Origin of the sequence: Streptomyces viridosporus T7A, from assembly GCF_008704515.1 — a bacterium.
Classification (GTDB): Bacteria; Actinomycetota; Actinomycetes; order Streptomycetales; family Streptomycetaceae; genus Streptomyces; species Streptomyces viridosporus.
In genome coordinates, this window is sequence record NZ_CP023700.1 from 5,052,649 (window position 1) to 5,072,930 (window position 20,282).

At 73.1% G+C, this 20,282-nt stretch carries 17 protein-coding genes, 1 pseudogene and 1 riboswitch; of the genes and pseudogenes, 9 read left to right on the top strand and 9 right to left on the bottom strand.

Features of this window, described 5'->3' with window-relative positions; all coding sequences use genetic code 11:
- Positions 1 to 91 precede the first annotated feature (91 nt).
- Positions 92 to 211: pseudogene (locus tag CP969_RS34655) on the bottom strand (IS110 family transposase); the annotation flags it as partial.
- A 148-nt stretch (positions 212 to 359) separates the two neighbouring features.
- On the opposite strand from CP969_RS34655, the gene CP969_RS23560 reads away from it, so the two are divergent.
- Both CP969_RS23560 and CP969_RS23565 read left to right on the top strand, forming a co-directional pair.
- The gene (locus CP969_RS23560; protein ID WP_004984337.1) at positions 360 to 1,973 is read left to right on the top strand and encodes a succinic semialdehyde dehydrogenase; all 1,614 of its coding nucleotides are present in this window, start codon (positions 360 to 362) and stop codon (positions 1,971 to 1,973) included.
- A gap of 52 nt (positions 1,974 to 2,025) precedes the next feature.
- The gene (locus CP969_RS23565; RefSeq protein WP_016824964.1) at positions 2,026 to 3,843 is read left to right on the top strand and encodes a GMC family oxidoreductase N-terminal domain-containing protein; all 1,818 of its coding nucleotides are present in this window, start codon (positions 2,026 to 2,028) and stop codon (positions 3,841 to 3,843) included.
- Between the two features lie 139 nt (positions 3,844 to 3,982).
- Here the strand turns inward: CP969_RS23565 and CP969_RS23570 are convergent, their stop codons facing one another.
- The gene (locus CP969_RS23570; RefSeq protein ID WP_026084943.1) at positions 3,983 to 4,990 is read right to left on the bottom strand and encodes an LAETG motif-containing sortase-dependent surface protein; all 1,008 of its coding nucleotides are present in this window, start codon (positions 4,988 to 4,990) and stop codon (positions 3,983 to 3,985) included.
- A 233-nt stretch (positions 4,991 to 5,223) separates the two neighbouring features.
- Here CP969_RS23570 and CP969_RS23580 point away from each other — a divergent pair, with 233 nt between their 5' ends.
- Positions 5,224 to 6,456: a hypothetical protein gene (locus CP969_RS23580; RefSeq protein ID WP_026084942.1), complete on the top strand. Its 1,233-nt coding sequence runs from the start codon at positions 5,224 to 5,226 to the stop codon at positions 6,454 to 6,456.
- A 542-nt stretch (positions 6,457 to 6,998) separates the two neighbouring features.
- On the opposite strand, the gene CP969_RS23585 is transcribed toward CP969_RS23580, so the two are convergent.
- Complete coding sequence (locus tag CP969_RS23585; protein ID WP_004984328.1) at positions 6,999 to 7,292, bottom strand: chorismate mutase; 294 nt, start codon at positions 7,290 to 7,292, stop codon at positions 6,999 to 7,001.
- A gap of 343 nt (positions 7,293 to 7,635) precedes the next feature.
- Between CP969_RS23585 and guaA the strand changes: the two genes are divergently transcribed.
- Positions 7,636 to 9,216 carry a glutamine-hydrolyzing GMP synthase gene (guaA, locus tag CP969_RS23590; protein WP_004984326.1) on the top strand — a complete coding sequence of 527 codons (1,581 nt, stop codon included), beginning with the start codon at positions 7,636 to 7,638 and terminating at the stop codon, positions 9,214 to 9,216.
- 9 nt (positions 9,217 to 9,225) lie between these two features.
- On the opposite strand, the gene CP969_RS23595 is transcribed toward guaA, so the two are convergent.
- On the bottom strand, positions 9,226 to 9,699 hold the full coding sequence (locus tag CP969_RS23595) for a pyridoxamine 5'-phosphate oxidase family protein (protein WP_016824961.1): 474 nt from the start codon (positions 9,697 to 9,699) through the stop codon (positions 9,226 to 9,228).
- Positions 9,700 to 9,929: 230 nt separating this feature from the next.
- Between CP969_RS23595 and CP969_RS23600 the strand changes: the two genes are divergently transcribed.
- Both CP969_RS23600 and CP969_RS23605 read left to right on the top strand, forming a co-directional pair.
- A complete protein-coding gene (locus CP969_RS23600; protein WP_016824960.1) occupies positions 9,930 to 11,210 on the top strand; it encodes a hypothetical protein in 1,281 nt (426 codons plus the stop codon).
- A gap of 161 nt (positions 11,211 to 11,371) precedes the next feature.
- The gene (locus CP969_RS23605) at positions 11,372 to 11,905 is read left to right on the top strand and encodes a DoxX family membrane protein (RefSeq protein ID WP_399474552.1); all 534 of its coding nucleotides are present in this window, start codon (positions 11,372 to 11,374) and stop codon (positions 11,903 to 11,905) included.
- 4 nt (positions 11,906 to 11,909) lie between these two features.
- On the opposite strand, the gene CP969_RS23610 is transcribed toward CP969_RS23605, so the two are convergent.
- Both CP969_RS23610 and CP969_RS23615 read right to left on the bottom strand, forming a co-directional pair.
- Positions 11,910 to 12,137, bottom strand: a complete 228-nt coding sequence (locus CP969_RS23610) for a hypothetical protein (protein ID WP_004984319.1) — start codon at positions 12,135 to 12,137, stop codon at positions 11,910 to 11,912.
- Positions 12,124 to 13,629, bottom strand: coding sequence for a PspC domain-containing protein (locus tag CP969_RS23615; RefSeq protein ID WP_016824958.1), 1,506 nt, complete (start codon positions 13,627 to 13,629; stop codon positions 12,124 to 12,126). The genes CP969_RS23610 and CP969_RS23615 overlap by 14 nt, the downstream gene beginning before the upstream one ends.
- Before the next feature lie 258 nt (positions 13,630 to 13,887).
- On the opposite strand from CP969_RS23615, the gene CP969_RS23620 reads away from it, so the two are divergent.
- Together CP969_RS23620 and CP969_RS23625 are read left to right on the top strand one after the other, a co-directional pair.
- Positions 13,888 to 15,180: an ATP-binding protein gene (locus CP969_RS23620; RefSeq protein WP_004984316.1), complete on the top strand. Its 1,293-nt coding sequence runs from the start codon at positions 13,888 to 13,890 to the stop codon at positions 15,178 to 15,180.
- A complete protein-coding gene (locus CP969_RS23625; protein ID WP_004984314.1) occupies positions 15,177 to 15,902 on the top strand; it encodes a LuxR C-terminal-related transcriptional regulator in 726 nt (241 codons plus the stop codon). The genes CP969_RS23620 and CP969_RS23625 overlap by 4 nt, the downstream gene beginning before the upstream one ends.
- 25 nt (positions 15,903 to 15,927) lie before the next feature.
- Here the strand turns inward: CP969_RS23625 and CP969_RS23630 are convergent, their stop codons facing one another.
- The gene (locus CP969_RS23630; RefSeq protein ID WP_026084941.1) at positions 15,928 to 16,989 is read right to left on the bottom strand and encodes a C40 family peptidase; all 1,062 of its coding nucleotides are present in this window, start codon (positions 16,987 to 16,989) and stop codon (positions 15,928 to 15,930) included.
- Between the two features lie 469 nt (positions 16,990 to 17,458).
- On the opposite strand from CP969_RS23630, the gene CP969_RS23635 reads away from it, so the two are divergent.
- Complete coding sequence (locus CP969_RS23635) at positions 17,459 to 17,812, top strand: hypothetical protein (RefSeq protein WP_016824955.1); 354 nt, start codon at positions 17,459 to 17,461, stop codon at positions 17,810 to 17,812.
- Here the strand turns inward: CP969_RS23635 and CP969_RS23640 are convergent.
- Positions 17,790 to 18,791 (bottom strand): tellurite resistance/C4-dicarboxylate transporter family protein, encoded by a 1,002-nt coding sequence (locus CP969_RS23640; protein WP_016824954.1) that lies wholly within the window; start codon positions 18,789 to 18,791, stop codon positions 17,790 to 17,792. The two genes, CP969_RS23635 and CP969_RS23640, sit on opposite strands and share 23 nt — an antisense overlap.
- Positions 18,792 to 18,876: 85 nt before the next feature.
- The gene (locus CP969_RS23645) at positions 18,877 to 20,064 is read right to left on the bottom strand and encodes a C40 family peptidase (protein ID WP_004984307.1); all 1,188 of its coding nucleotides are present in this window, start codon (positions 20,062 to 20,064) and stop codon (positions 18,877 to 18,879) included.
- A 7-nt stretch (positions 20,065 to 20,071) separates the two neighbouring features.
- A riboswitch (cyclic di-AMP (ydaO/yuaA leader) is annotated at positions 20,072 to 20,229 on the bottom strand.
- Positions 20,230 to 20,282 lie beyond the last annotated feature (53 nt).

Sequence of the window (20,282 nt, forward strand, 5' to 3'; positions counted from 1 at the left end):
GACCGCGTCGCGGTCCTGGACCAGGGCCGGGTCGAGGAGACCGGCTCCCACCTGGAACTCGCCACGGCGCATGTCGTAGTGGGGGTGGGGTCGGGGCCTTGAAGGCGGAGAGGGCGGAGAGGGGCACGGCCCGTCCGAGCTGCCGGTTTCCGGTCCGCGGGGCGCGTCCGCCGTGCACCGAGGTCCCCGAGGGCCTCGTGACCGGCTCGAGATCGGAAAGTAGTAATCCGGGAGCCCGCTCACCGTCAACGCCCTGATCAGGGGGTTTGTTGCCAGCGTTCACTGGCGGGGTGTGAGCGGTCGGTGAATCTGTTACCGACGGGTACACAAAGTGTGCGCCCGGGCATACCCTGCGGCTCATGACGGACGCGCAGACCCGGGAAACGACCGGCACCAATCCCCTCGCCCCCGCCCCGGAGGGCGCCCGCACCGCCGCCGACGTGGTGACCCCCGAGCTGGTGGCCCGGCTCACCAAGGGAGTGATCGGTTCCGGACGCACCGCCAACCACACGCCGTTCACTGGCGAGAAGCTGGCCGATCTGCCCGAGTCCACGCCCGAGGACGTGGAGAAGGCGTTCGAGGCGGCCCGCGCCGCCCAGGCCGTGTGGGCGCGGATCCCGGTGCGCCGGCGCGCGGCCGTCCTCCTGCGTTTCCACGACCTCCTGCTCGAGCGCCAGGCCGAGGTGCTCGACCTGATCCAGCTGGAGACCGGCAAGGCCCGCCTGCACGCCCACGAGGAGGTGCAGGCCGTCGCCGTCGCCGCCCGCCACTACGGCCGCCGGGCCGCCGCGTACCTGGGGCCCCGGCGGCACGCGGGTGCCGTACCGGTGCTGACCAGGACCGTCGAACTGCGCCACCCCCGCGGGGTGATCGGGCAGATCGTCCCCTGGAACTACCCCCTCGAACTGTCCGTCGGCGACGCGCTGCCCGCCCTGGTCGCCGGCAACGCGGTCGTCATGAAGCCCGACACCGAGTCCTGCCTGACCGCCCTGTGGGCCCGTGACCTGCTGATCGAGGCCGGACTGCCCGCCGACGTCCTGCAGGCCGTCATCGGCCTCGGCCCCGTCGTCGGCCCCGAGGTCGTCAAGCGCGGCGACTACGTCTCCTTCACCGGCTCCACGCGCACCGGCCGCGAGGTCGCCACGGTCGCCGCCGACCGCCTGGTCGGCGTCTCCCTCGAACTGGGCGGCAAGAACGCCATGGTGGTCCTGGAGGACGCCGACCTCGAGAAGGCGGCGGCCGGTGCCGTGCGCGCCTGCTTCTCCTCCGCCGGTCAGCTGTGCATCTCCATCGAGCGGCTGTACGTCCACGAGTCGATCGCCGACGCCTTCCTGGACCGCTTCGCGGCCCGCACGCGCGCGATGCGGCTGGGCGGCTCACTGACCTACGGCGCGGACATGGGATCGCTGGTCAGCGGGCACCAGCTGGAGACCGTGAAGCGGCACGTGGAGGACGCCGTCGCCAAGGGCGCGCGCATCGTCGCCGGCGGCGTGGCCCGCCCGGACATCGGCCCGTTCTTCTACGAGCCGACCATCCTCGAGGGCGTCACGGACACCATGACCCTGTGCTGCGAGGAGACCTTCGGCCCGGTCGTCTCCGTCTACCGCTTCACCACCGACGACGAAGCGGTCGAGCGCGTCAACTCCACCTCGTACGGCCTGAACTCCTCGGTCTGGACGAAGAACGCCCGGCGCGGTCACGAGGTCGCCGCCCGGCTGCGCACCGGCACCGTGAACATCAACGAGGGGTACGCCTCCGCGTACGGCAGCGTCCAGTCGCCCATGGGCGGCATGAAGGAATCCGGACTGGGCCGCCGGCACGGCGCCGAGGGCATCCTCAAGTACACCGAGGCCCAGACCGTCGCCCACCAGCGGCTGCTGCCGATGGCCCCCTCGCTCGGCATGGACGACGAGAGGTACGCGGCGTTCATGAGCCGGAGCCTGCGCCTGATGAAGGCATTCCGTTTCCGCTAGGCCACCGGACCGCCCGGCCGCCCCCGCACCGAGGCTTCGACGAGGAGAGCACGTGTCACAGGAGAACCCCGTCCACGAACCGGACGACGACGCCGCGTACGACTACGACGTCATCGTCGTCGGCTCCGGCTTCGGCGGCTCGGTCTCGGCACTCCGTCTGACCGAGAAGGGCTACCGTGTCGGCGTCCTGGAGGCGGGCCGCCGCTTCACCCGCGAGTCCCTGCCGAAGAACTCCTGGGACCTGAAGAACTACCTGTGGGCCCCCGGGCTCGGCATGTACGGCATCCAGCGCATCCATCTGCTGGGCAACGTCATGGTCCTGGCCGGCGCGGGTGTCGGCGGCGGCTCCCTCAACTACGCCAACACCCTGTACGTACCGCCCAAGCCCTTCTTCGACGACCCGCAGTGGCGGGACATCACCGACTGGCAGGAGGAGCTGAAGCCGTACTACGACCAGGCGCGGCGGATGCTCGGCGTCCGGCTCAACCCGACGACGACCCCGTCGGACGTGCACCTGAGGGCGGCGGCCGAGCGGATGGGCGTGGGCGACACCTTCCACATGGCCCCGGTCGGCGTCTTCTTCGGCGACGGCGAGGACGCGGACGGGAAGGTGAGGGCCGAGCCCGGGCAGGAGGTGCCCGACCCCTACTTCGGCGGGGCGGGGCCGTCGCGGCGGGCCTGCGCCGAGTGCGGCGAGTGCATGACCGGCTGCCGGCACGGTGCGAAGAACACCCTCAACGAGAACTACCTCCACCTCGCCGAGAAGGCGGGCGCGGTCGTCCACCCGATGACGACGGCCGTGTCGGTGACCGAGGACCCGCGGGGCGGCTACGCCGTCGTCACGCTCCCGACCGACGACCGCCGCAAGGGGAAGGACCGCACCTTCCGGGCCCGCCGGGTCGTCCTGGCCGCCGGCACGTACGGCACCCAGACGCTGCTGCACCGCATGAAGGCGGCCGGCCGGCTGCCCCACCTGTCGGACAGGCTGGGCGAGCTGACCCGCACCAACTCCGAAGCGCTCGTCGGCGCCCAGACCGACGACCGCCGCTACCGCAGGGCGACCGGCGCGCCGAAGGTGGACTTCACCCGCGGGGTGGCCATCACGTCCTCGATCCACCCGGACGAGAACACCCACATCGAGCCGGTCCGCTACGGCCGCGGCTCCAACTCGATGGGCAGTCTGTCCATCCTCCAGGTCCCGTACGCGGGCAGCGGTTCGGGCGCGGCCAGGGTGCTCGGCTGGCTGGGCAACGCGGCCAGGCACCCCTGGCTGATGCTCCGGTCCCTCTCCAACCGGCGCTGGTCGGAGCGGACCATCATCGGTCTGGTGATGCAGTCGCTGGACAACTCCCTGACGACGTACCTGAAGCCGTCCGGGATCGGCCGCGGCCTGCTCACCGCCCGGCAGGGCCACGGCGCGCCCAACCCCAAGCAGATCAAGGCGGCCACGGACGGCGCGTCCGCGCTGGCGGCCGAGATCAACGGCTTCGCGGGCTCCAACATCGGGGAGCTGACGGGGATGCCGCTGACCGCCCACTTCCTGGGCGGCTGCCCGATCGGCGCCTCCCGCGAGACCGGCGTGATCGACCCGTACCACCGCCTCTACGGCCACCCCGGGATCTCGGTCGTGGACGGGGCCGCGGTCTCGGCGAACCTGGGGGTGAACCCGTCCCTGACCATCACGGCGCAGGCCGAGCGGGCGATGTCGTACTGGCCCAACAAGGGCGAGGCCGATCCGCGTCCGGAGCAGGGCGCCGCCTACCGGCGCCTCCAGCCGGTCGAGCCGAAGTCCCCGGCGGTCCCGGCGGACGCGTTCGGCGCGCTGAAGCTGCCGTTCCTGGGCATGCCGACGGTGCCGCCGAAGAAGTAGCCGGAAGCGGGGGAGGACGGAAGAAGAAGGAAGAACGCGGGAGAAGGGGAAAGGGGGGAAGGACCTGGGCTCCCCTCCGAGCCCAGGTCCTTCCCCCTCGTCCTGCGCGACACCTCGCGCGGCACGCGGTCAGGCGTCGTTACGCCTCCACACCGGCCTTGCGCCGGCGCACCACGAACACCGCCCCGGCACCGGCCACGACGGCGGCACCGCCGACCAGGCCGATCATCGGCAGGGCGGAGCTGGAACCGGTCTCGGCGAGGCTGCCGGTGACCTTCGGCGTGTCGGCGCTCGGCTTCTTGTCCGTGACGGGCGCCTTGCCGCCTTCCTGCGGCTTGGTGCCGTCGGTGTTCGTGCCGGAGGACACGATCTGGAACCGGTAGGACACGCCGCCGAAGCCGGTGCACTCTCCGTCGGCGTCGCCGTAGACGGTCATGCCGATCGTGAAGCCGGCGCCGACCGGGGCGGAGGCCTTCACGTTGAGGCGCATCGGGATGTTGACCTGGTAGTCCGGCTCGAGCTCGTCGGTGTAGCCGATGTAGCCCACCGCGTAGCCCTCCTCGTCGAGGTTCTCCCAGACCTTGGCGTCGGGGTTCCAGGCCTGGAGCTGGACCTGCTTGCTCCTGAACAGGTCCATGCCGTCCGCGTCGGAGGAGGCACCGGCGAGGAAGTCCAGGTCCTGGAGGGTGGAGTCGGAGTTGTTCACCACGTTCAGCGAGAACTTGTGCCAGCCGCTGCCCGCAGCGATCTTGCCGGGCAGGCCGGTGATGCTGACGTCGACCTTGGTGTCCTCGCAGATGGACGGCTCGGGCTCCGGGGACTCCGACTCCTCCGGCGCGGAGGTGCTGGGCGCGGGGCTGGTCGGCGACGGGGAGGTGCCCGTCTCCGGGGCCGACTCGGTCGCGGAGGCGGTGGGCGTGGCCTCGCCGGCCGGCTCGGTCGGCTCAGCCGGCTCGGTCGACTCGGTCGCGGTCGGCGAGGGGGACGTCTCGTCCTGCTCCCCCTCCTCGCCGGCCGGGGACTCGGTCGCGGAGAGGCTCGGAGCGGGCTCGGAGTCGCTCGCGTACGCGGCCGGGGCCGCGAGGAGGGCGACCGGGGCTATCACTGCCGTCGCGGCCGCTACGGCCATGGCGCGGCGAAGCTTCATGAAGACCTCGGGAAGTCCGGTGTGCCGCAGGGTGCGGCACGAGGTGGGCGGCGCCTCCGTGTGGGGCGCACTTGTGTGGTCCGTGAGGATTCGGTGAGTTCGATCAACGGCGCGTTCGAATGGTTGTCCTGTACCTCACAGAATTCTTATGTGAGGTGGATCACTGCTGAGGGGTGATCACCGCCGGCGTACGCTCGGCCGCCGACAACCGCCGAGAGAAAGTCCGCGACCCCGTGGCCGAGCAGCCGTCCGAAGAGCCCAGACCGGAATCCTCCTCCCTGCCCGACGACGTGTGGGAGAAGTTCGTCCGGGACAGCGAGCGCGACATCCGTTCCTCCGCCCCCAAGGAACCCTCCGCCCGGGCCCGCATGGTGACCGAGCGGCTGCGGGCCATGGACGAGGCGCAGGCCGGAGCGAACGGCGGTGGCGGCAGGCGCAGTTGGGGCAGGAAGAAGGGCGCCCCCGCGCCCGCCCGGCCCGAGGGCTGGCGCACCGGCCCCGCCTGGCGGGAGGGGGACGGCAGGGCCTCGCGCCGTCGCAAGGGCTGGAGCGTCGTGGGCGTGCTGGCCGCCGCCGCACTGGCCGTCGTCGCCGTCGACCCGTCCGCCGCGCTGTCCTGGCTGCCCGGTGGACCCGGCGACGACCCCGGCGGTACGGACGCGACCGGCACGGCGTCCCCGGCACCGCTCGCCCCCGAGACCGCCCGCCCCGACGGCGCGCCCTCCGCAGCCCCCGCCGGCACACCCACCCGTGAGCGGCCCTTCGCCGGATCCCCGGCCGACCGCTGGGAGTCGGGAGCGGACGCCATCCGGCCGCCGGAGGCGAAGGCGGTCAACGGGGTTCCCGCCGACCGGGTCGAGGGGGCCCTGCGGCGGACGAAGGAGTTCCTGGTCGCCTCCAACCTCGACCCCGAGGTGCTGAAGGGCGGTGCACCGGGGAAGGCGCTGGCCCTCGTGGACCCCTTGGAGGAGGAGTACCTCTCCGACCTGCGCGCCGCGCTGCGCGGGCCCACCGAGGAGAACGACCCGGTGTGGACGTTCACCCGCTTCGATCCCGAGGAGGTCGACCTCGTCGGTGACGCGCGGGTCCGCGGCCGCATGACGGTGAAGCCCGAGCGGGGAGCCGCGGGGAAGGCCGTGATCGAGGCCGACTACACCTTCGTGTACGCGGTGGCCCGCGCCGACGGCGGTGACGAGGTGACCCGGGCCGTCGTGCGCCGGGTGGTCGAGGTGAGCGTCGCGGACCTCACCAGGTACCGGGGCACCGAGGGGCACCTCTGGATCACCGCCGTCGACGGCGAGATATCCAACGACGACTGCCGGGACGGCGACGGCGTGATCCGTCCGCAGTTCCTCGCCGACCTGCAGTCCGGCCCCGAGCCGACCGGAGAGGCGCTCGACCCGTACGACCGCAGCAGGGAGGTGGTCGGGGACGACGGGGGGTGCGGCGTCGTCACCCGCACCTGAGGCCGACGGCCGCGGGACGGGCGAAGGGCCCCGCGGGGTGGAGCCGCGGGGCCCTTCCTTCTCGTCAGCACCGACGTCGGGGGCGGCGTCGGTGCCCGGGAGCGGCGCCCGGGGGGCGACGCCGCTGGTCTCGTGTGCGGGCGCAGGGCGACGCGGTGGCCCGCGGGGGGCCGGACCGCTGCGGGGTCCTGCGGGTGCGTCGTGCTCGGCGGGCGCGTCCTCCGCGGCCGCCGGGGCCGGACGTGCACGGTTCCCGCCGGCCGGCCCCGGGCGTCCCCGGAGCCGGCCGTTCTCTCGGTGACCGGGCTGCTGTCCCCTGCCGTCCGGTCACTCCTCCGGAGCGAGGTCCCACGACGTACGGCAGATCCGTACGTCTCATCGCTCCGGCGAGCCACGCGTGGTTCTCTTCGGGCCCGCCCCTGGCTGGCACGGACACCGGTACCAACGAAGCGGTTCCGGCACCGGTCACGCACCGTACGGGTGAGAGGCGATGCGTACGTCTGTGCCGGGAACGGGGGTGCGGCCGCGGGCCGTCCGCCGGCTCAGACCTTGCCCCGGCACAGCTCCAGCAGGGTCATCGCGAGCGTGGTGCCCGGCTTGCCCAGCGCGTCCCGGTAGCGGGCGAGGATCTCCATCTCGCGGGAGAGGTTCACGCGCCGGCCGCCGGAGGCGATCCGTTCCTGCTGGATGACGGCCGACACGGCCATCCGTTCCTGCACGAGACCGATGATCCGGTCGTCGAGCGCGTCGATCCGCTCGCGGGCGCCGGTGATCGTCTCGGCGGCCTCGGCGGTGCGGGCGCCGGTCTTCTCGGTGGGCTGGGTCGCGGTGGTCATTTCGGGGCTCCTCGACGGTGGGTGCGGAGTGCCTCGGAACGACAGGATCCGGAAAACGCCAGGCGCCCCGGACCTTGTCGGCCCGGGGCGCCTGGGAAGTCGCTTGTCAGTTGCTCAAGCAGCACGACCACGGCAGCCGGCGGGCCGGTTGCCATAGGTAAAGAGGAAGGTCGAGTGGGTGAGCATGGAGCCAGTATGCCGTGCTTCCCCGGGGCGTCCAACACGGGCCGCATGGTGAGACGGGCCTTCCCGCACATCCGTACGGAGCGAGGGCGGGGCTCCGCGCCCGCCCCGGTAGAATCGGGAGGCACAAGACCCCCGCCCCACCGCCGGAAGGCACCTCGTGTCATCAGCGACTCCCGCTGCCAACGCGCCCGACACCGTCCTGGTCGTCGACTTCGGCGCGCAGTACGCCCAGCTCATCGCCCGTCGCGTCCGCGAGGCGCGGGTCTACAGCGAGATCGTGCCGAGCACCATGCCGGTCGAGGAGATCCTCGCCAAGAACCCCGCGGCGATCATCCTGTCCGGCGGCCCCTCGTCTGTGTACGAGGCGGGCGCCCCCACCCTCGACCGCACGCTCTTCGAGGCCGGCGTCCCCGTCTTCGGCATGTGCTACGGCTTCCAGCTCATGGCCCAGGTCCTGGGCGGCCAGGTGGACAACACCGGGGCCCGCGAGTACGGCCGCACGGACCTGCACGTCTCCAGGACGTCCTCCACCCTCTTCGAGGGCACCCCGGACGAGCAGGACGTCTGGATGTCGCACGGCGACGCCTGCTCGGCCGCTCCCGAGGGCTTCACCGTCACCGCCTCCACGGACGTCGTGCCCGTGGCCGCGTTCGAGAACGACGAGAAGAAGCTCTACGGCGTCCAGTACCACCCCGAGGTGATGCACTCCACGCACGGGCAGCAGGTGCTGGAGCACTTCCTGTACCGGGGCGCGGGCCTGAAGCCGGACTGGACCACCGGCAACGTCATCGACGAGCAGGTCACCGCCATCCGTGAACTGGTCGGCGACAAGCGCGCCATCTGCGGCCTGTCCGGCGGTGTGGACTCCGCCGTCGCCGCGGCCCTCGTCCAGAAGGCCATCGGCTCCCAGCTGACCTGCGTGTACGTCGACCACGGGCTGATGCGCAAGGGCGAGACCGAGCAGGTCGAGAAGGACTTCGTGGCCGCGACCGGCGTTCAGCTGAAGGTCGTGGACGCGTCGGAGCGGTTCCTGGCCGCGCTCAAGGGTGTCTCGGACCCCGAGGAGAAGCGGAAGATCATCGGCCGGGAGTTCATCCGGGTCTTCGAGCAGGCCCAGGCCGAGATCGTCGCGGACGAGGGCCCGGCGGTGGAGTTCCTGGTCCAGGGCACGCTCTACCCGGACGTCGTCGAGTCCGGCGGTGGTACCGGCACCGCCAACATCAAGTCCCACCACAACGTCGGCGGTCTCCCCGAGGACCTCGAGTTCAAGCTGATCGAGCCGCTGCGCCAGCTGTTCAAGGACGAGGTCCGGATGGTCGGCCAGGAGCTCGGCCTGCCCGACGAGATCGTCCACCGCCAGCCGTTCCCCGGCCCGGGCCTCGGCATCCGGATCGTCGGCGAGGTCACCAAGGAGCGGCTCGACCTGCTCCGGGAGGCCGACGCCATCGCCCGTGAGGAGCTGACCGCGGCCGGTCTCGACCGGGACATCTGGCAGTGCCCGGTGGTCCTGCTCGCGGACGTGCGGTCCGTCGGCGTCCAGGGCGACGGCCGGACCTACGGCCACCCGATCGTCCTGCGCCCGGTCTCCAGCGAGGACGCCATGACCGCCGACTGGTCCCGGCTGCCGTACGACGTCCTCGCGAAGATCTCGACCCGCATCACCAACGAGGTGCGGGACGTCAACCGCGTCGTCCTCGACGTGACCTCCAAGCCGCCGGGGACCATCGAGTGGGAGTAGTCCCGACGGTCAGGTCCGTTTGAGCGTGCGCACCGGCTCTCCGGGCTTCCAGACCTGGACGACCAGGTACGTGTCGTCCTCGACGTAGGTCCGTACGACCTCCGTCAACTCGGTGCGGAAGAGGTGGAACGGCTCCGGCGGTTCCACCTCTTCGGCGTACCTGCCCCTGGTCTCCGCGTCCTCGACCTCGACCGCCCGGCCGCAGATCCGGACGTCGCCGCCGCCCATGCCCGTGCCCTCCCCGGGGTTCGCCTGGAGCGCGAAGCGCGGATCGCGGCGCAGGTCCAGGGCCTTGAGCGAGTCCGGCATCATGCCGAACCAGAGCTCTCCGTCCAGGAAGCGGACCTCCAGGCCGGTGGTACGCGGTGAGCCGTCCCTGCGCAGGGTGGCGAGGACGTGGTGGGTGTACGCGCCGAAGCGGGCCTCGACGGTCTTCGCGAGAGCGGGCTCGGCCGCGGCGAAGGCCTCCCAGTTCGTGTTCATGGGGCGAGTGTGGCGCGGATACCGGACATCTTGTGTCGGGTATCCACGACCGGGTCGGCACGGCGTGCCGAAGTTCACCCGTCCGGTGGGACCTGCCGAACGGGGGAGGCCTGGTGTGCGGCACAATTCGCTCTCGTCGCGGGGGAGTTGTCGGTGTGCGGGTGTGCGTCCTGCGGGCGTGCACCGGGTTGTGGTCCTGGTCGGGTGCGCGGGGAAGGCGGGCTTCGGACGTGGCGGTGCAGGAGACGGGACGGGGCGGCGCGGACGCGGCCCCGCACGAGGGTGGCTGCACCTGCGGGGACTGCCCGCACGGGGCACGGGAGGGGCATCGGCGCGCGGTCGCCGCGTTCCTGCTGAAGCGGGACGAGTTCGCGGCCGGACAGGGGCTTCCGGCCGCGGTGGCCCACTCGGCCTCCGCCTCCCGGCAGTGGGTCTCGGAGGAGTTGGCGCAGGCCGCGGGGGCCGTCGCCGAACGCGGGCGGGCCGAGGGCGCGGCCCGGCTGGCCCGCCTGTGGTACCGGACCGCGGTGGTCGTGTGGGCCGGGGTCGTGCTGCTGCTCCTGGGGCAGGCGCTCACGGCGGTCGGTACGGGATGGACCGCCGCGCGCACCGCGGGACTGGTGGCCGCGCTGGTCGTCGCGGGCGCGCTGACCGCGGCGTCGTGGTTCCACCGGGCGCGCGGCGGGGTGCTCGCGCCGGTGATCGGGGAGGACAACCGCCTCTCCACGTCCCGTGCGGTGGCCGCCGCCTGGGTGCTGTTCCTGGCGTACGCCGTGCTGGTGCTGGCGGGGCGGCTGGCGGCGGCCTCCGGGCCCCGTGAGCGTGACGCGCTGATCGCCGGGCTCGAACTCGCCCGTGGCGCGGGCGTGGTGACCGTCCTCGCCGTGGTGTGCGGGATCGCCGTGCTGGTGCGACGGGTGGTCGGACTGCGGGTGCTGGGGCAGCGGCTGCAGAAGGTGCGCGCGGACCGGCCGCGGGCGGCGGACCTGCTGACCGACGACGCCGGACGGGGGACCTTCGCCGACATCCAGTACGTCGTGATCTGCGCCGTCGCCCTGGCGTTCGCGGCGGTGCGGCTGGCCCGGCGACCGGACCAGTTGCCGGATCTGCCGTGGGGACTCGCGGTGGTGGTGCTCGTGTCGGCGGCGACGTACCTCGCGGGGAAGTACGCGGAGGGCGGGCGGCCGGTGATCCTGTCGGTGGTGCGGTCGCGGGAGGCCGGCGATCTGGACGCGCCGATCCGGACCGGCGACGACATCGAGATCCGCGGGGCGGGGTTCGTCCCGGCGGGCGCGCAGGAGGCCGACCGGCTGGCGCGGATGGTCGTCCGGGTGGGGGCGGTGAACGTGCACGTGCCGCTGGTGCCGGTGACGGGTGGGTTCGACAACCCGACGGACACGTTGCTGACGGTTCCGGTACCGGCGGAGGTGGAGCCGGGCCGGGTGGAGGTGCAGGTCGTGACGGCCGCGGGGGTGGAGACGAACCGGTACGCGATCGACGTGACGGAGTAGGCGGGCCGCGGGCGTCCACCGTTCCACGGGGGCTTTCCTCCGTGCGCGAGGGCCGCAGGATCCGGGGAAAAACCGTTCGTCAGGGTTGATCCGGGACCGAATGCCGTACGTATGGTCTGGTGAGGCGGTCTCGGTACGGCGGTGAGGAGCGGCAGGCGACGATGACTCAGAGCATGCGGACGGGTACGTACGGCCGCCACGTCGACGGCGACGGCGACGGGGACTGGCGGGACGCCGCGACCCGCTACGCCCTGGTGCCCCTGCGGATCTTCCTCGGGATCACCTTCGTCTACGCCGGCCTGGACAAACTCACCGACAGCGCGTTCATGAAGGAGGCCGGGAGCGGATCCATCGGCGACATGATGCGGGCCGTCCGGGATTCCTCCGCCGTCCCCGCGCTGGTGGACCTGGCGTTGGAGAGCCCCGTCGCGTTCGGTTACGCCATTGCCTTCGGGGAACTGGCGGTCGGGATCGGGACCCTGCTCGGACTGCTCACCCGCCTGGCCGCCCTGGGCGGTGCGCTGATCTCCCTCAGCCTGTGGCTGACGGTGAGCTGGGCCGCCGATCCCTATTACTACGGGAACGACCTTCCGTACCTCATGGCCTGGACCCCGCTCGTGCTGGCGGGCGCCCCCCTGCTGTCCGTGGACGCGGCCCTTCGGGCGCGGCGTCGGCGGACGGGGGAGTACGGGTAGGGGGTCAGGCCGGCGTGTCCGGGCCGGGAGCACTCGATACGCGGCGTCGGCGTATGCGGCCGGCCAGGGAGGCCACCGCACCGGCCAGGCACAGACCGCCCGTGACGACGGGGATCATGACGAACCACGGGGTCTCCCAGGCGCCGCCCGCGTCGCCGGCGTAGAGCACGGCGGCGAGGGTGAGGACGGCACCCGCGACCAGCCTGCCCGGCTGGAACTCATGACGCAGCACGGCTCACCTCCACCTGTCCCATGCCGACCTGGAGGTCCAGGTCGAGCGTGCCCGCCTTCTCGACGCCCGCGGGCGGATCCAGGGTCAGTTCCTTGTGCTTGCCCGGTGCCACGTCCACGTCCTTCTCGTCGTCGCCGGGCAACCGGAAGTCGCCGACTCCCACCTCGATGCTCAGCTTCACGGTCACGCCCTCGGGGACGATCACATGGATCCGGCCCAGGCCGACGTCCGCGCGGGTGGACACGGTCTCTCCCGCGGGCACCCGTATGCCGGACAGATCCAGGGTGCCGGTACCGGTGCCCAGGTCGTAGGCCGGACGCACCTGCGCCACCGAGGCGGGCTCCCAGGTCGTGCGTATCCACTCGGTGCCGATGTCCTTGGGGATCGCCGCCGAGCCGGCCAGCAGGCCCGCCGTGATGACCGCCAGGACGAGGGATCCGGCCCCGGTGCGGCCCAGGAACGAGCTGACCGCCACGCCGACGCCGAACACGGCGAGCGCACAGGCCAGGCCGATCTGCAGGCTGGTGCCGAGGGGATGTCCGTCCCAGGCCAGGCGGGTGCCGAGGCCGGCGGCGAGGAGGGCGAACAGGAAGATCCAGCTGCCGATCCAGCGGGGGCCGCGCGGCTTGGGCGGCCGGCGGTACGGAACGTGCGTGTCGTCGCGGGCGCGGGCGCCCAGCCCGATGGTGACGGCGGCCGCCACGTCCCGCTCGTAGGAGTCCCGGGGACCCCACAGGTACCCCGTGCCGCCGACGTGGGTGCCGTCCTTGACGATGGGGTCGCGCCACCAGGAGGGGAAGGCGGTGGGCGCCGGTGGGGCCTGGGGCTCCGGCGGTGCGTCCGCGGCGGCCTGGGCGGCGATGGGGTCGGGGTCGGGGGCGCCGCGCCGCCGGGACCAGTAGCCCGCGCCGGCGAGCAGCAGGGAGAGTATGACGGCGAAGCTCAGCACGCCGCTGTTGTTCAGCATCGTGAGGAAGACACCGCAGCCGACCAGCGCGAACAGCACGGCCGCCAGCGTGTGGCCGTCGACCCGGCCGGTCAGCAGCCTGCGGATCTCGTTCTCCTCCTCCTCGTCGTCGTAGGGGACGAGGAGCCAGGCGAAGCCGTAGAAGATGAGGCCGATGCCGCCGGTGGCGGAGAGCACCGCGAGGGTGATCCGGAAGATCACCGGGTCCATGTCGCACTGCCGGCCGAGTCCGGCGCAGACCCCGCCGAGCAGCTTGTGCCGGCGGTCGCGCCGGAAGCGGTGGACGGGCTCGGCCGCGGGCTCCTGGGCCGGGGACTCCCCGGTCGCGGCCCCCTCGGCGGGGTCCCGCGGTGCGGTTCCCCCCTCTTCCTCGCGCGCGCCCGCGTGCTCGTGCGCACGCGCGTGGGGCGCGGCGCCGCGTGCCGGATCCGCGGCCGGCGCGGCGTCCTCCGGCCCGGCGCCCGGAGCCGGGCGCGGGCCGGAGCCGGGCCCCGGACCCGTCGCGGCGTGCTGGTGATCTGTCATGTGTCCATGGTGACGGGCGGGCCGCCGCGGCGGCAGTCGGGACGACCCTGGCCGGACCCTGATATCGCCCCTGAGGTCTGACCGGGACCGGGGCCGGGACCGGGTCGGGACCGGTGCCGGGAGGGGGAGCGAGGCCGGGAACGGGAGACGGGTGCCGGGGCCGGCCCTTGGAGATCAGGGGAGAGCAGGGGAGATCAGGGGAGTCTCCGGGGCCGACCCTGATGTTCCGGCGGTCCCGGGCGTGTGACCATCGTTGACATGTCGGAAGCCGCAACAGCGCCCCTCGCCGAGCCGCGGCCTCCGCGCAAGCTCTACCGCAGCAGTGACGGACGCTGGCTCGGTGGTGTGGCGCGGGGGCTCGCCGGACACCTCGGGCTGCCCGTGATCTGGGTACGGCTCGTCTTCGTCGGTCTGTTCATGGCCGACGGCCTGGGCGCGCTGCTGTACGCCGCGTTCTGGTTCTTCGTGCCGCTCGGCGTCGGCGGCGTGGACGCGCAGCGGCCGCCCTCGCTGGTCACCACCGAGACCTCGCCGGACGGCCGGCGCAGACTCGTCACCCGCAGACCGGACAAGGGGCAGATCGTCGCCCTGCTGCTCATGGTCGTCGTGGCCATGATCTTCGTGGGCAGTGTGGACATCAGCAACGGCACCCGGGCCTACCTCTGGCCGACCGTGCTGGTCGGCGCGGGCGTGGCCCTGGTCTGGCGGCAGGCGGACAACGCCCGGCGGGCCCGCTGGGTCGAGGTCGGCCGGCGCCGACGCACGGTCACCCTGCTGCGGGCCGGTGCCGGCGTGCTGCTGGTGACCGCGGGCGTCTCGGGCATCTTCGTCCTGCAGGGCTCCGGAGCCCACCTCGGCTCCGTGCTGCAGGCGGCCCTGGCGGTCCTCGTCGGTGTCACGCTCCTCGCCGGTCCCTACCTCGTGCGCATGACCCAGGACCTGTCCGAGGAGCGCCTGATGCGCATCCGCGCCCAGGAGCGGGCGGAGGTCGCCGCCCACGTCCACGACTCGGTGCTGCACACCCTCACCCTGATCCAGCGCAACGCGGACAACGCGGGCGAGGTGCGCCGCCTCGCCCGCGCCCAGGAGCGCGACCTGCGCGCCTGGCTCTACAAGCCCGAGGGCACCGGCAAGGACGAGGACGACGAGCCCACCACCCTCGCCGACGCCGTGCGGCGCAACGCCGCCGAGGTGGAGGACAAGCACGGTGTCCCCCTCGAGGTCGTCGTCGTCGGGGACTGCCCGCTCGACGAGCGGATCGCCGCGCAGATGCAGGCCGCGCGTGAGGCGATGGTCAACGCCGCCAAGTACGGTGGCGAGGGGGGTGCCGTTCAGGTCTACGCCGAGGTCGAGGGGAAGACGGTCTTCGTGTCCGTCCGGGACCGCGGCCCGGGCTTCGACCTCGACTCGATACCCGCCGACCGTATGGGCGTCAGAGAATCGATCATCGGCCGCATGGAGCGCAACGGCGGCACGGCGCGGCTGCGCGCGGTGCCGGACGGCGGTACGGAGGTCGAGCTGGAGATGGAGAGGGCGGAGAAGACGTCATGAGCGAGCCGACCGAGGCGAACGGAGCGGCACAGGCCGCGGAGGCGGCCGGTGGCACCGGCGGACGTCGGGTGCGCGTCGTCCTCGTCGACGACCACCGCATGTTCCGCACGGGGGTCCAGGCCGAGATCGGACGGACCGAGGAGACGGGCGTCGAGGTGGTCGGCGAGGCGGCGGACGTCGACCAGGCGGTCACCGTCATCACCGCGACCCGGCCCGAGGTCGTCCTCCTCGACGTGCACCTGCCCGGTGGCGGCGGCGTCGAAGTGCTGCGCCGGTGTGCGCCGTTGATGGGCGACGCCGAGCGGCCGGTGCGTTTCCTGGCCCTGTCGGTGTCGGACGCGGCGGAGGACGTGATCGGGGTGATCCGGGGCGGTGCCCGCGGGTACGTGACCAAGACGATCACCGGGGCCGATCTGATCGACTCGGTCTTCCGGGTCCAGGAGGGGGACGCCGTCTTCTCCCCGCGCCTGGCCGGCTTCGTCCTCGACGCCTTCGCCTCGACCGACGCCCCTCCGGTCGACGAGGACCTGGACCGCCTCACCCAGCGCGAGCGCGAGGTACTGCGGCTGATCGCCCGGGGATACGCCTACAAGGAGATCGCCAAGCAGTTGTTCATCTCCGTGAAGACGGTCGAGTCCCACGTCTCGGCGGTGCTGCGCAAGCTCCAGCTCTCCAACCGGCACGAACTCACCCGCTGGGCGACGGCGCGCCGGCTGGTGTGACGGCCGGCATGACGGGCGGACCGCCTCAGGCCACCCGCGTCGCCCCCGCGAACGGCATGTGGTCGACGGGGGCCAGGCGTACCGGGGCCGACGGGTTCGGGGCGTGGATCATGCGGCCGTCGCCGACGTAGAGGCCGACATGGCTGATGCCGGAGTAGAAGAACACCAGGTCACCGGGGAGGAGTTCGGCACGGGAGACGCGGCGGCCCGCGCCGATCTGCGCGTAGGTCGTGCGCGGCAGGGAGACGCCGGCGGAGCGGTAGGCGGCCTGGACGAGGCCCGAGCAGTCGAAGGCGTTCGGACCGGCCGCGCCCCAGACGTAAGGGCTGCCGATCTTCCGGTAGGCGTAGGAGACGGCCTTCGCCGCGCGGGGACCGGGTGCCCGGGAGGTGAGGGAGCCGGGAGCCGCCAGGCCGTTCCCGGGGTCCGCCGGAGCGTGTGCGGCGCGGTCCGTCCCGTCGGCGAGCGCCGCGCGTTGTCCGGGCGTCAGCCGGGACAGCAGAGCGCGTGCGGCATCCAGCTTTCCGGTGATCGTCCTCCTGTGCCGTTTCAGTTCGGCCTGCCGGGAGGCCAGGGACGCCAGCTCGACGCGTGCGGCCCCGCGCAGCCGCTCGATCTCCCGGAGCTGGGCGCGGACGCGCCCCACCGCCGCCTTCTGACGGCTGCCCGCGCGCTCGGCGAGCGCGGCGCGGTCCAGGTGACCGTCGGGGGCCGGGGAGAGGACGAGTTGCAGGACCGGGTCGAGGCCGCCGCCGCGGTACTGCGCCGCCGCGGCCGACCCCAGCGCTTCGCGGGCCGCGTTGAGCCGGGCCTGCCTGCGGGCCGCCTCGTCCTGCAGAGCGCGCAGCCGCCGCCCGGCCGACCGGGCCTCCTCCCGCGCGCCGTTGTACTGCTCGGTGGCGACCTCCGCCTCCCGGTACAGCTCGGCCACCTCGGCCCGGACCCGGTCCGGCGCCGGCCGCGGCTCGGCGTGTGCCGGCCCCTCGAAGCCGGCCGCGGCGGCCGCGCCGGCCAGAACGAGGGCGGCGGCCGTCCGGGCCGCGGTGCCGCCCGCCGGGCGCGGTCTTTCCATGCGGTGCGCTGCCACCCGGGGTCCCGTCCTCTCCGACGACCGCCTGGTCCGTGCGTACGGCCACCGTGCGCGGGACGGGGCCGGCCCGGCGGGTCCGGCGGCGGGGCGGCGCGCTGGGGGAGCAGCCCGCCGCCGGACCCTTTCGGCGCGGGTGTCCGGCCGCCGTCCCTGGTCCGGACGGCGTGGGAGCCGGTCACCTGGTCGAGGACGCTAGACCCGCCCGCGCGGCCCCGGTGACGGGTTGTGCGGAAGTGGCGCGAGCGGACCGGCAGGTGACCGTAAGTGACCGCGTTCCCCTCCCGGCGCCGTCCTCTTCACGCAGAGCGATGACCGATGTGCCGAATGCGGGAAGGGGAGGAGGACCGTGGTGCTATGCGGTGCGTGCGTGGGGCGGGCCACCGTCCTGACCTGGCACGCCGCGTCGTGCCGGTGCCGGTCGGGCCGGTGTCGGACGGTGCCGCGGGCCTGACTAGGCTCCGGACTCATGGACGTACTCATCCACCTCTTCGTCGGTCTGCACATCATCGGCATCGCGTCGCTGCTCGGCGGCTTCCTCACCCAGATGAAGGCGATGGGCGAGGGCACCGCCCGCTTCACTCCGGCAATGCTGCACGGCGCGCTGACGATGCTGGTCACCGGTGTCGCCCTGGTCGGCCTCAACGAGGCCCAGGACCACTCGGTGAACCACATGAAGATCGGGGTGAAGCTGGCCCTGCTGATCGTGATCCTCGGCCTGGTCTACGTGAAGCGGGACGAGGAGAAGGTGGACAAGGGCATGTTCGGCCTCGTCGGGCTGCTGACCACGGCGAACATCTTCATCGCCGTGCTGTGGACCTGACGCCGTCCCGTACGGGCGCGGACGTGATCGCGGACCGCGCGGCGGCGACCGCTCCGACGCCGACCGCCAGCCAGGCGGCGACCGCGACCCACACCAGCACGTGCCCCAGGCCCTCGAGCCACGGCAGGCCGACCGCGGTGGCCGCCGACAGCGTCGCCGCCGCGGTCATGCCCAGGGGGAACACGGTCGCCCAGCGCCGCGTGTCGTAGCGCGGCCGCGGCCACACGATCTCGGCGATCAGCAGCACGGCGTACCAGGCCAGGTCGAGCAGGACCAGGGCCACGGTCGTGAAGCGCAGGACGCCGCTGTCGTCCTCGTTCCACAGGTACAGCCGCGCGCTGTCGGCCGCGAGCAGCTTCGCGCCGGCGAGCGCCGAGATGGCGAGCGCCCCGCCCGCGACCCAGTGGTCGCCCGCTCCCCCGGCCACCTGCCACGGGTCGAAGAGGAACAGGGCGAGGACGTAGAGCACCAGCCCGAACCAGAACAGCACCAGCGCCACGCGCGCGAGCCAGGCCGCCGACTCGGCCGCGGCGAGCGCCGCGCCCAGCACGGCGAGCCCCTGGGTGGCCACGCAGCCCAGGAACACCGATCCCGGCATACGGGGCCGCCGGCGCCGTGCGACCAGGACGAGCAGCACCGGCCAGAGCACCGCCGCCAGGACCAGCAGCGCCCCGGCGAGGGCGAGCCGGCCCAGCGCGGCGAAGCCGGTGCCCAGCACGGCCGTGGCCGCGACGGCGGTCAGCGCACCGGGTGTCCCCGCCTCCGACACCCACCGCGCCCGGTCCCGCAGCAGTCGCAGGACGAACTCCGCGGCCAGTCCGAGCCAGGCGGCGCAGGCGAGCACCAGGACGATCCGGGAGAGGAGCCCGCGCCCCGCCAGGTGCAGGGCCACCGACACGGTGCCGGTCGCCATCACGGCGGCACCGGCCGCCGGCGGACGCTGCGCCCACCAGGCGCGGAGGGAGGAGAGACCGGGCATGCGCAGATGCTAGAAGCCCACCGGGCGGCCACCGCACCGCCATGCGCGTGGAGCGGCGCGGAAGAACACCGCGCGGCGCCGCCGGTCAGGCCGGGCGCACGACGCTGTGGATCGAGGACTCGCCGTCGTAGTAGATCGACTCCTCCCGGACGTACGTGCCGGGCTTGGGGGCGTGGATCATCTTGCCGTTGCCGACGTAGAGGCCCACGTGGGTGACGTCGTCGTAGAAGAAGACGAGGTCACCGGGGCGCGCCTGGGACACGGGGACCCTCGTGCCGGCGTTCACCTGGTCGTAGGTGGTGCGGGGGAGGGTGACGCCGGCGGCCTTCCAGGCGGCCTGGGTGAGGCCGGAGCAGTCGTAGGAGCCCGGGCCGGTGGCGCCCCAGACGTACGGCTTGCCGATCTGCGCGCGGGCGAAGGAGAGGGCCTTCTCTGCCTCGGCGGTGTACGAGGAGCCGGCCGACGACGAGGGCGAGGCGGTCGAACCGGAGGACCCGGACGCGTCCGGGGTGCCGCTCTCCCGCTGAGCCGCCGCCTCCCGGGCCTCCTCCTGGGCCCTCTGCTGCTCCGCCTGCTGCCGGGCCAGCTCGGCGGCCTTGCGGGTGGCCTCCTCCTGCTTCCTCCTCTCGATCTCCGCGAGCCGCGCCTTCTCCTCGGCGGTCAGCTTCGACAGCAGTTCGCGCGCGTCCGCGAGCTTCTTCTGGACGGTCGCCTTGGCCGTCTTCAGCTCGTTCTGCGACTCGGTGAGCGTCTCGAGGCTCTCGGCGGCCTCCCGGCGCTTCTTCATCGTCTCGGACTGCTGCGTGACGTAGGCGTCGACCGCTTCCTTCTGGCGGCCGGTCATCCGGTCCATCAGCTGGTTCTGGTCGAAGAAGTCCTGCGGCGAGTCCGCGAGCAGGAAGGTCGCGGTGTCGGGGACGCCGGCGCCGGTCCGGTACTGGGCGGCGGCGTAGGACCCCAGCTCCTCCCGCGCCTCGTTGAGCTTCTGGGCGCGCTGGGCCACGTCGTCGAGGAGGGTGTCGACGCGCTTGCGCTGCTTCGCGGTCTTCTCCTTGGCCGCGTTGTACTTCTCGGTCGCCGACTCCGCCTGGCGGTAGAGGGCGTCGACCTTCTTCTCGACCTCCTCCAGACTCGGCTTCCCGTCGTCCGAGGGGGCGGCGTTCGCCGTCTGGGACAACAGGGCCACGGAGGTCAGGGCCGCCGTGGCGAGGGCGGGGGTCCGTATGCCTGCCACGCGCGTGCCGGGGGTGCGCGACTTGCGGTGCGACGCCAAGGGAGGCGACTCCTTCCAGTGCTCCGCCTACCGGGTTAGCTGTCGGGTTCGGGCGGGTGCTTCGGAAGGGTTGCCCTACGGCCGCTCCGCGAGGGAGTGGGCCGATTCACCCCAAGGTCTCGGTTGGGTCCCCGGCTCCGGCCGCCGCGGGGGCGGTGCCGGACTCGGCGGAGGCCGCGCGGCCCGGCGAGGTTCGCCGGTGGGGGTCGAGCGGCCTG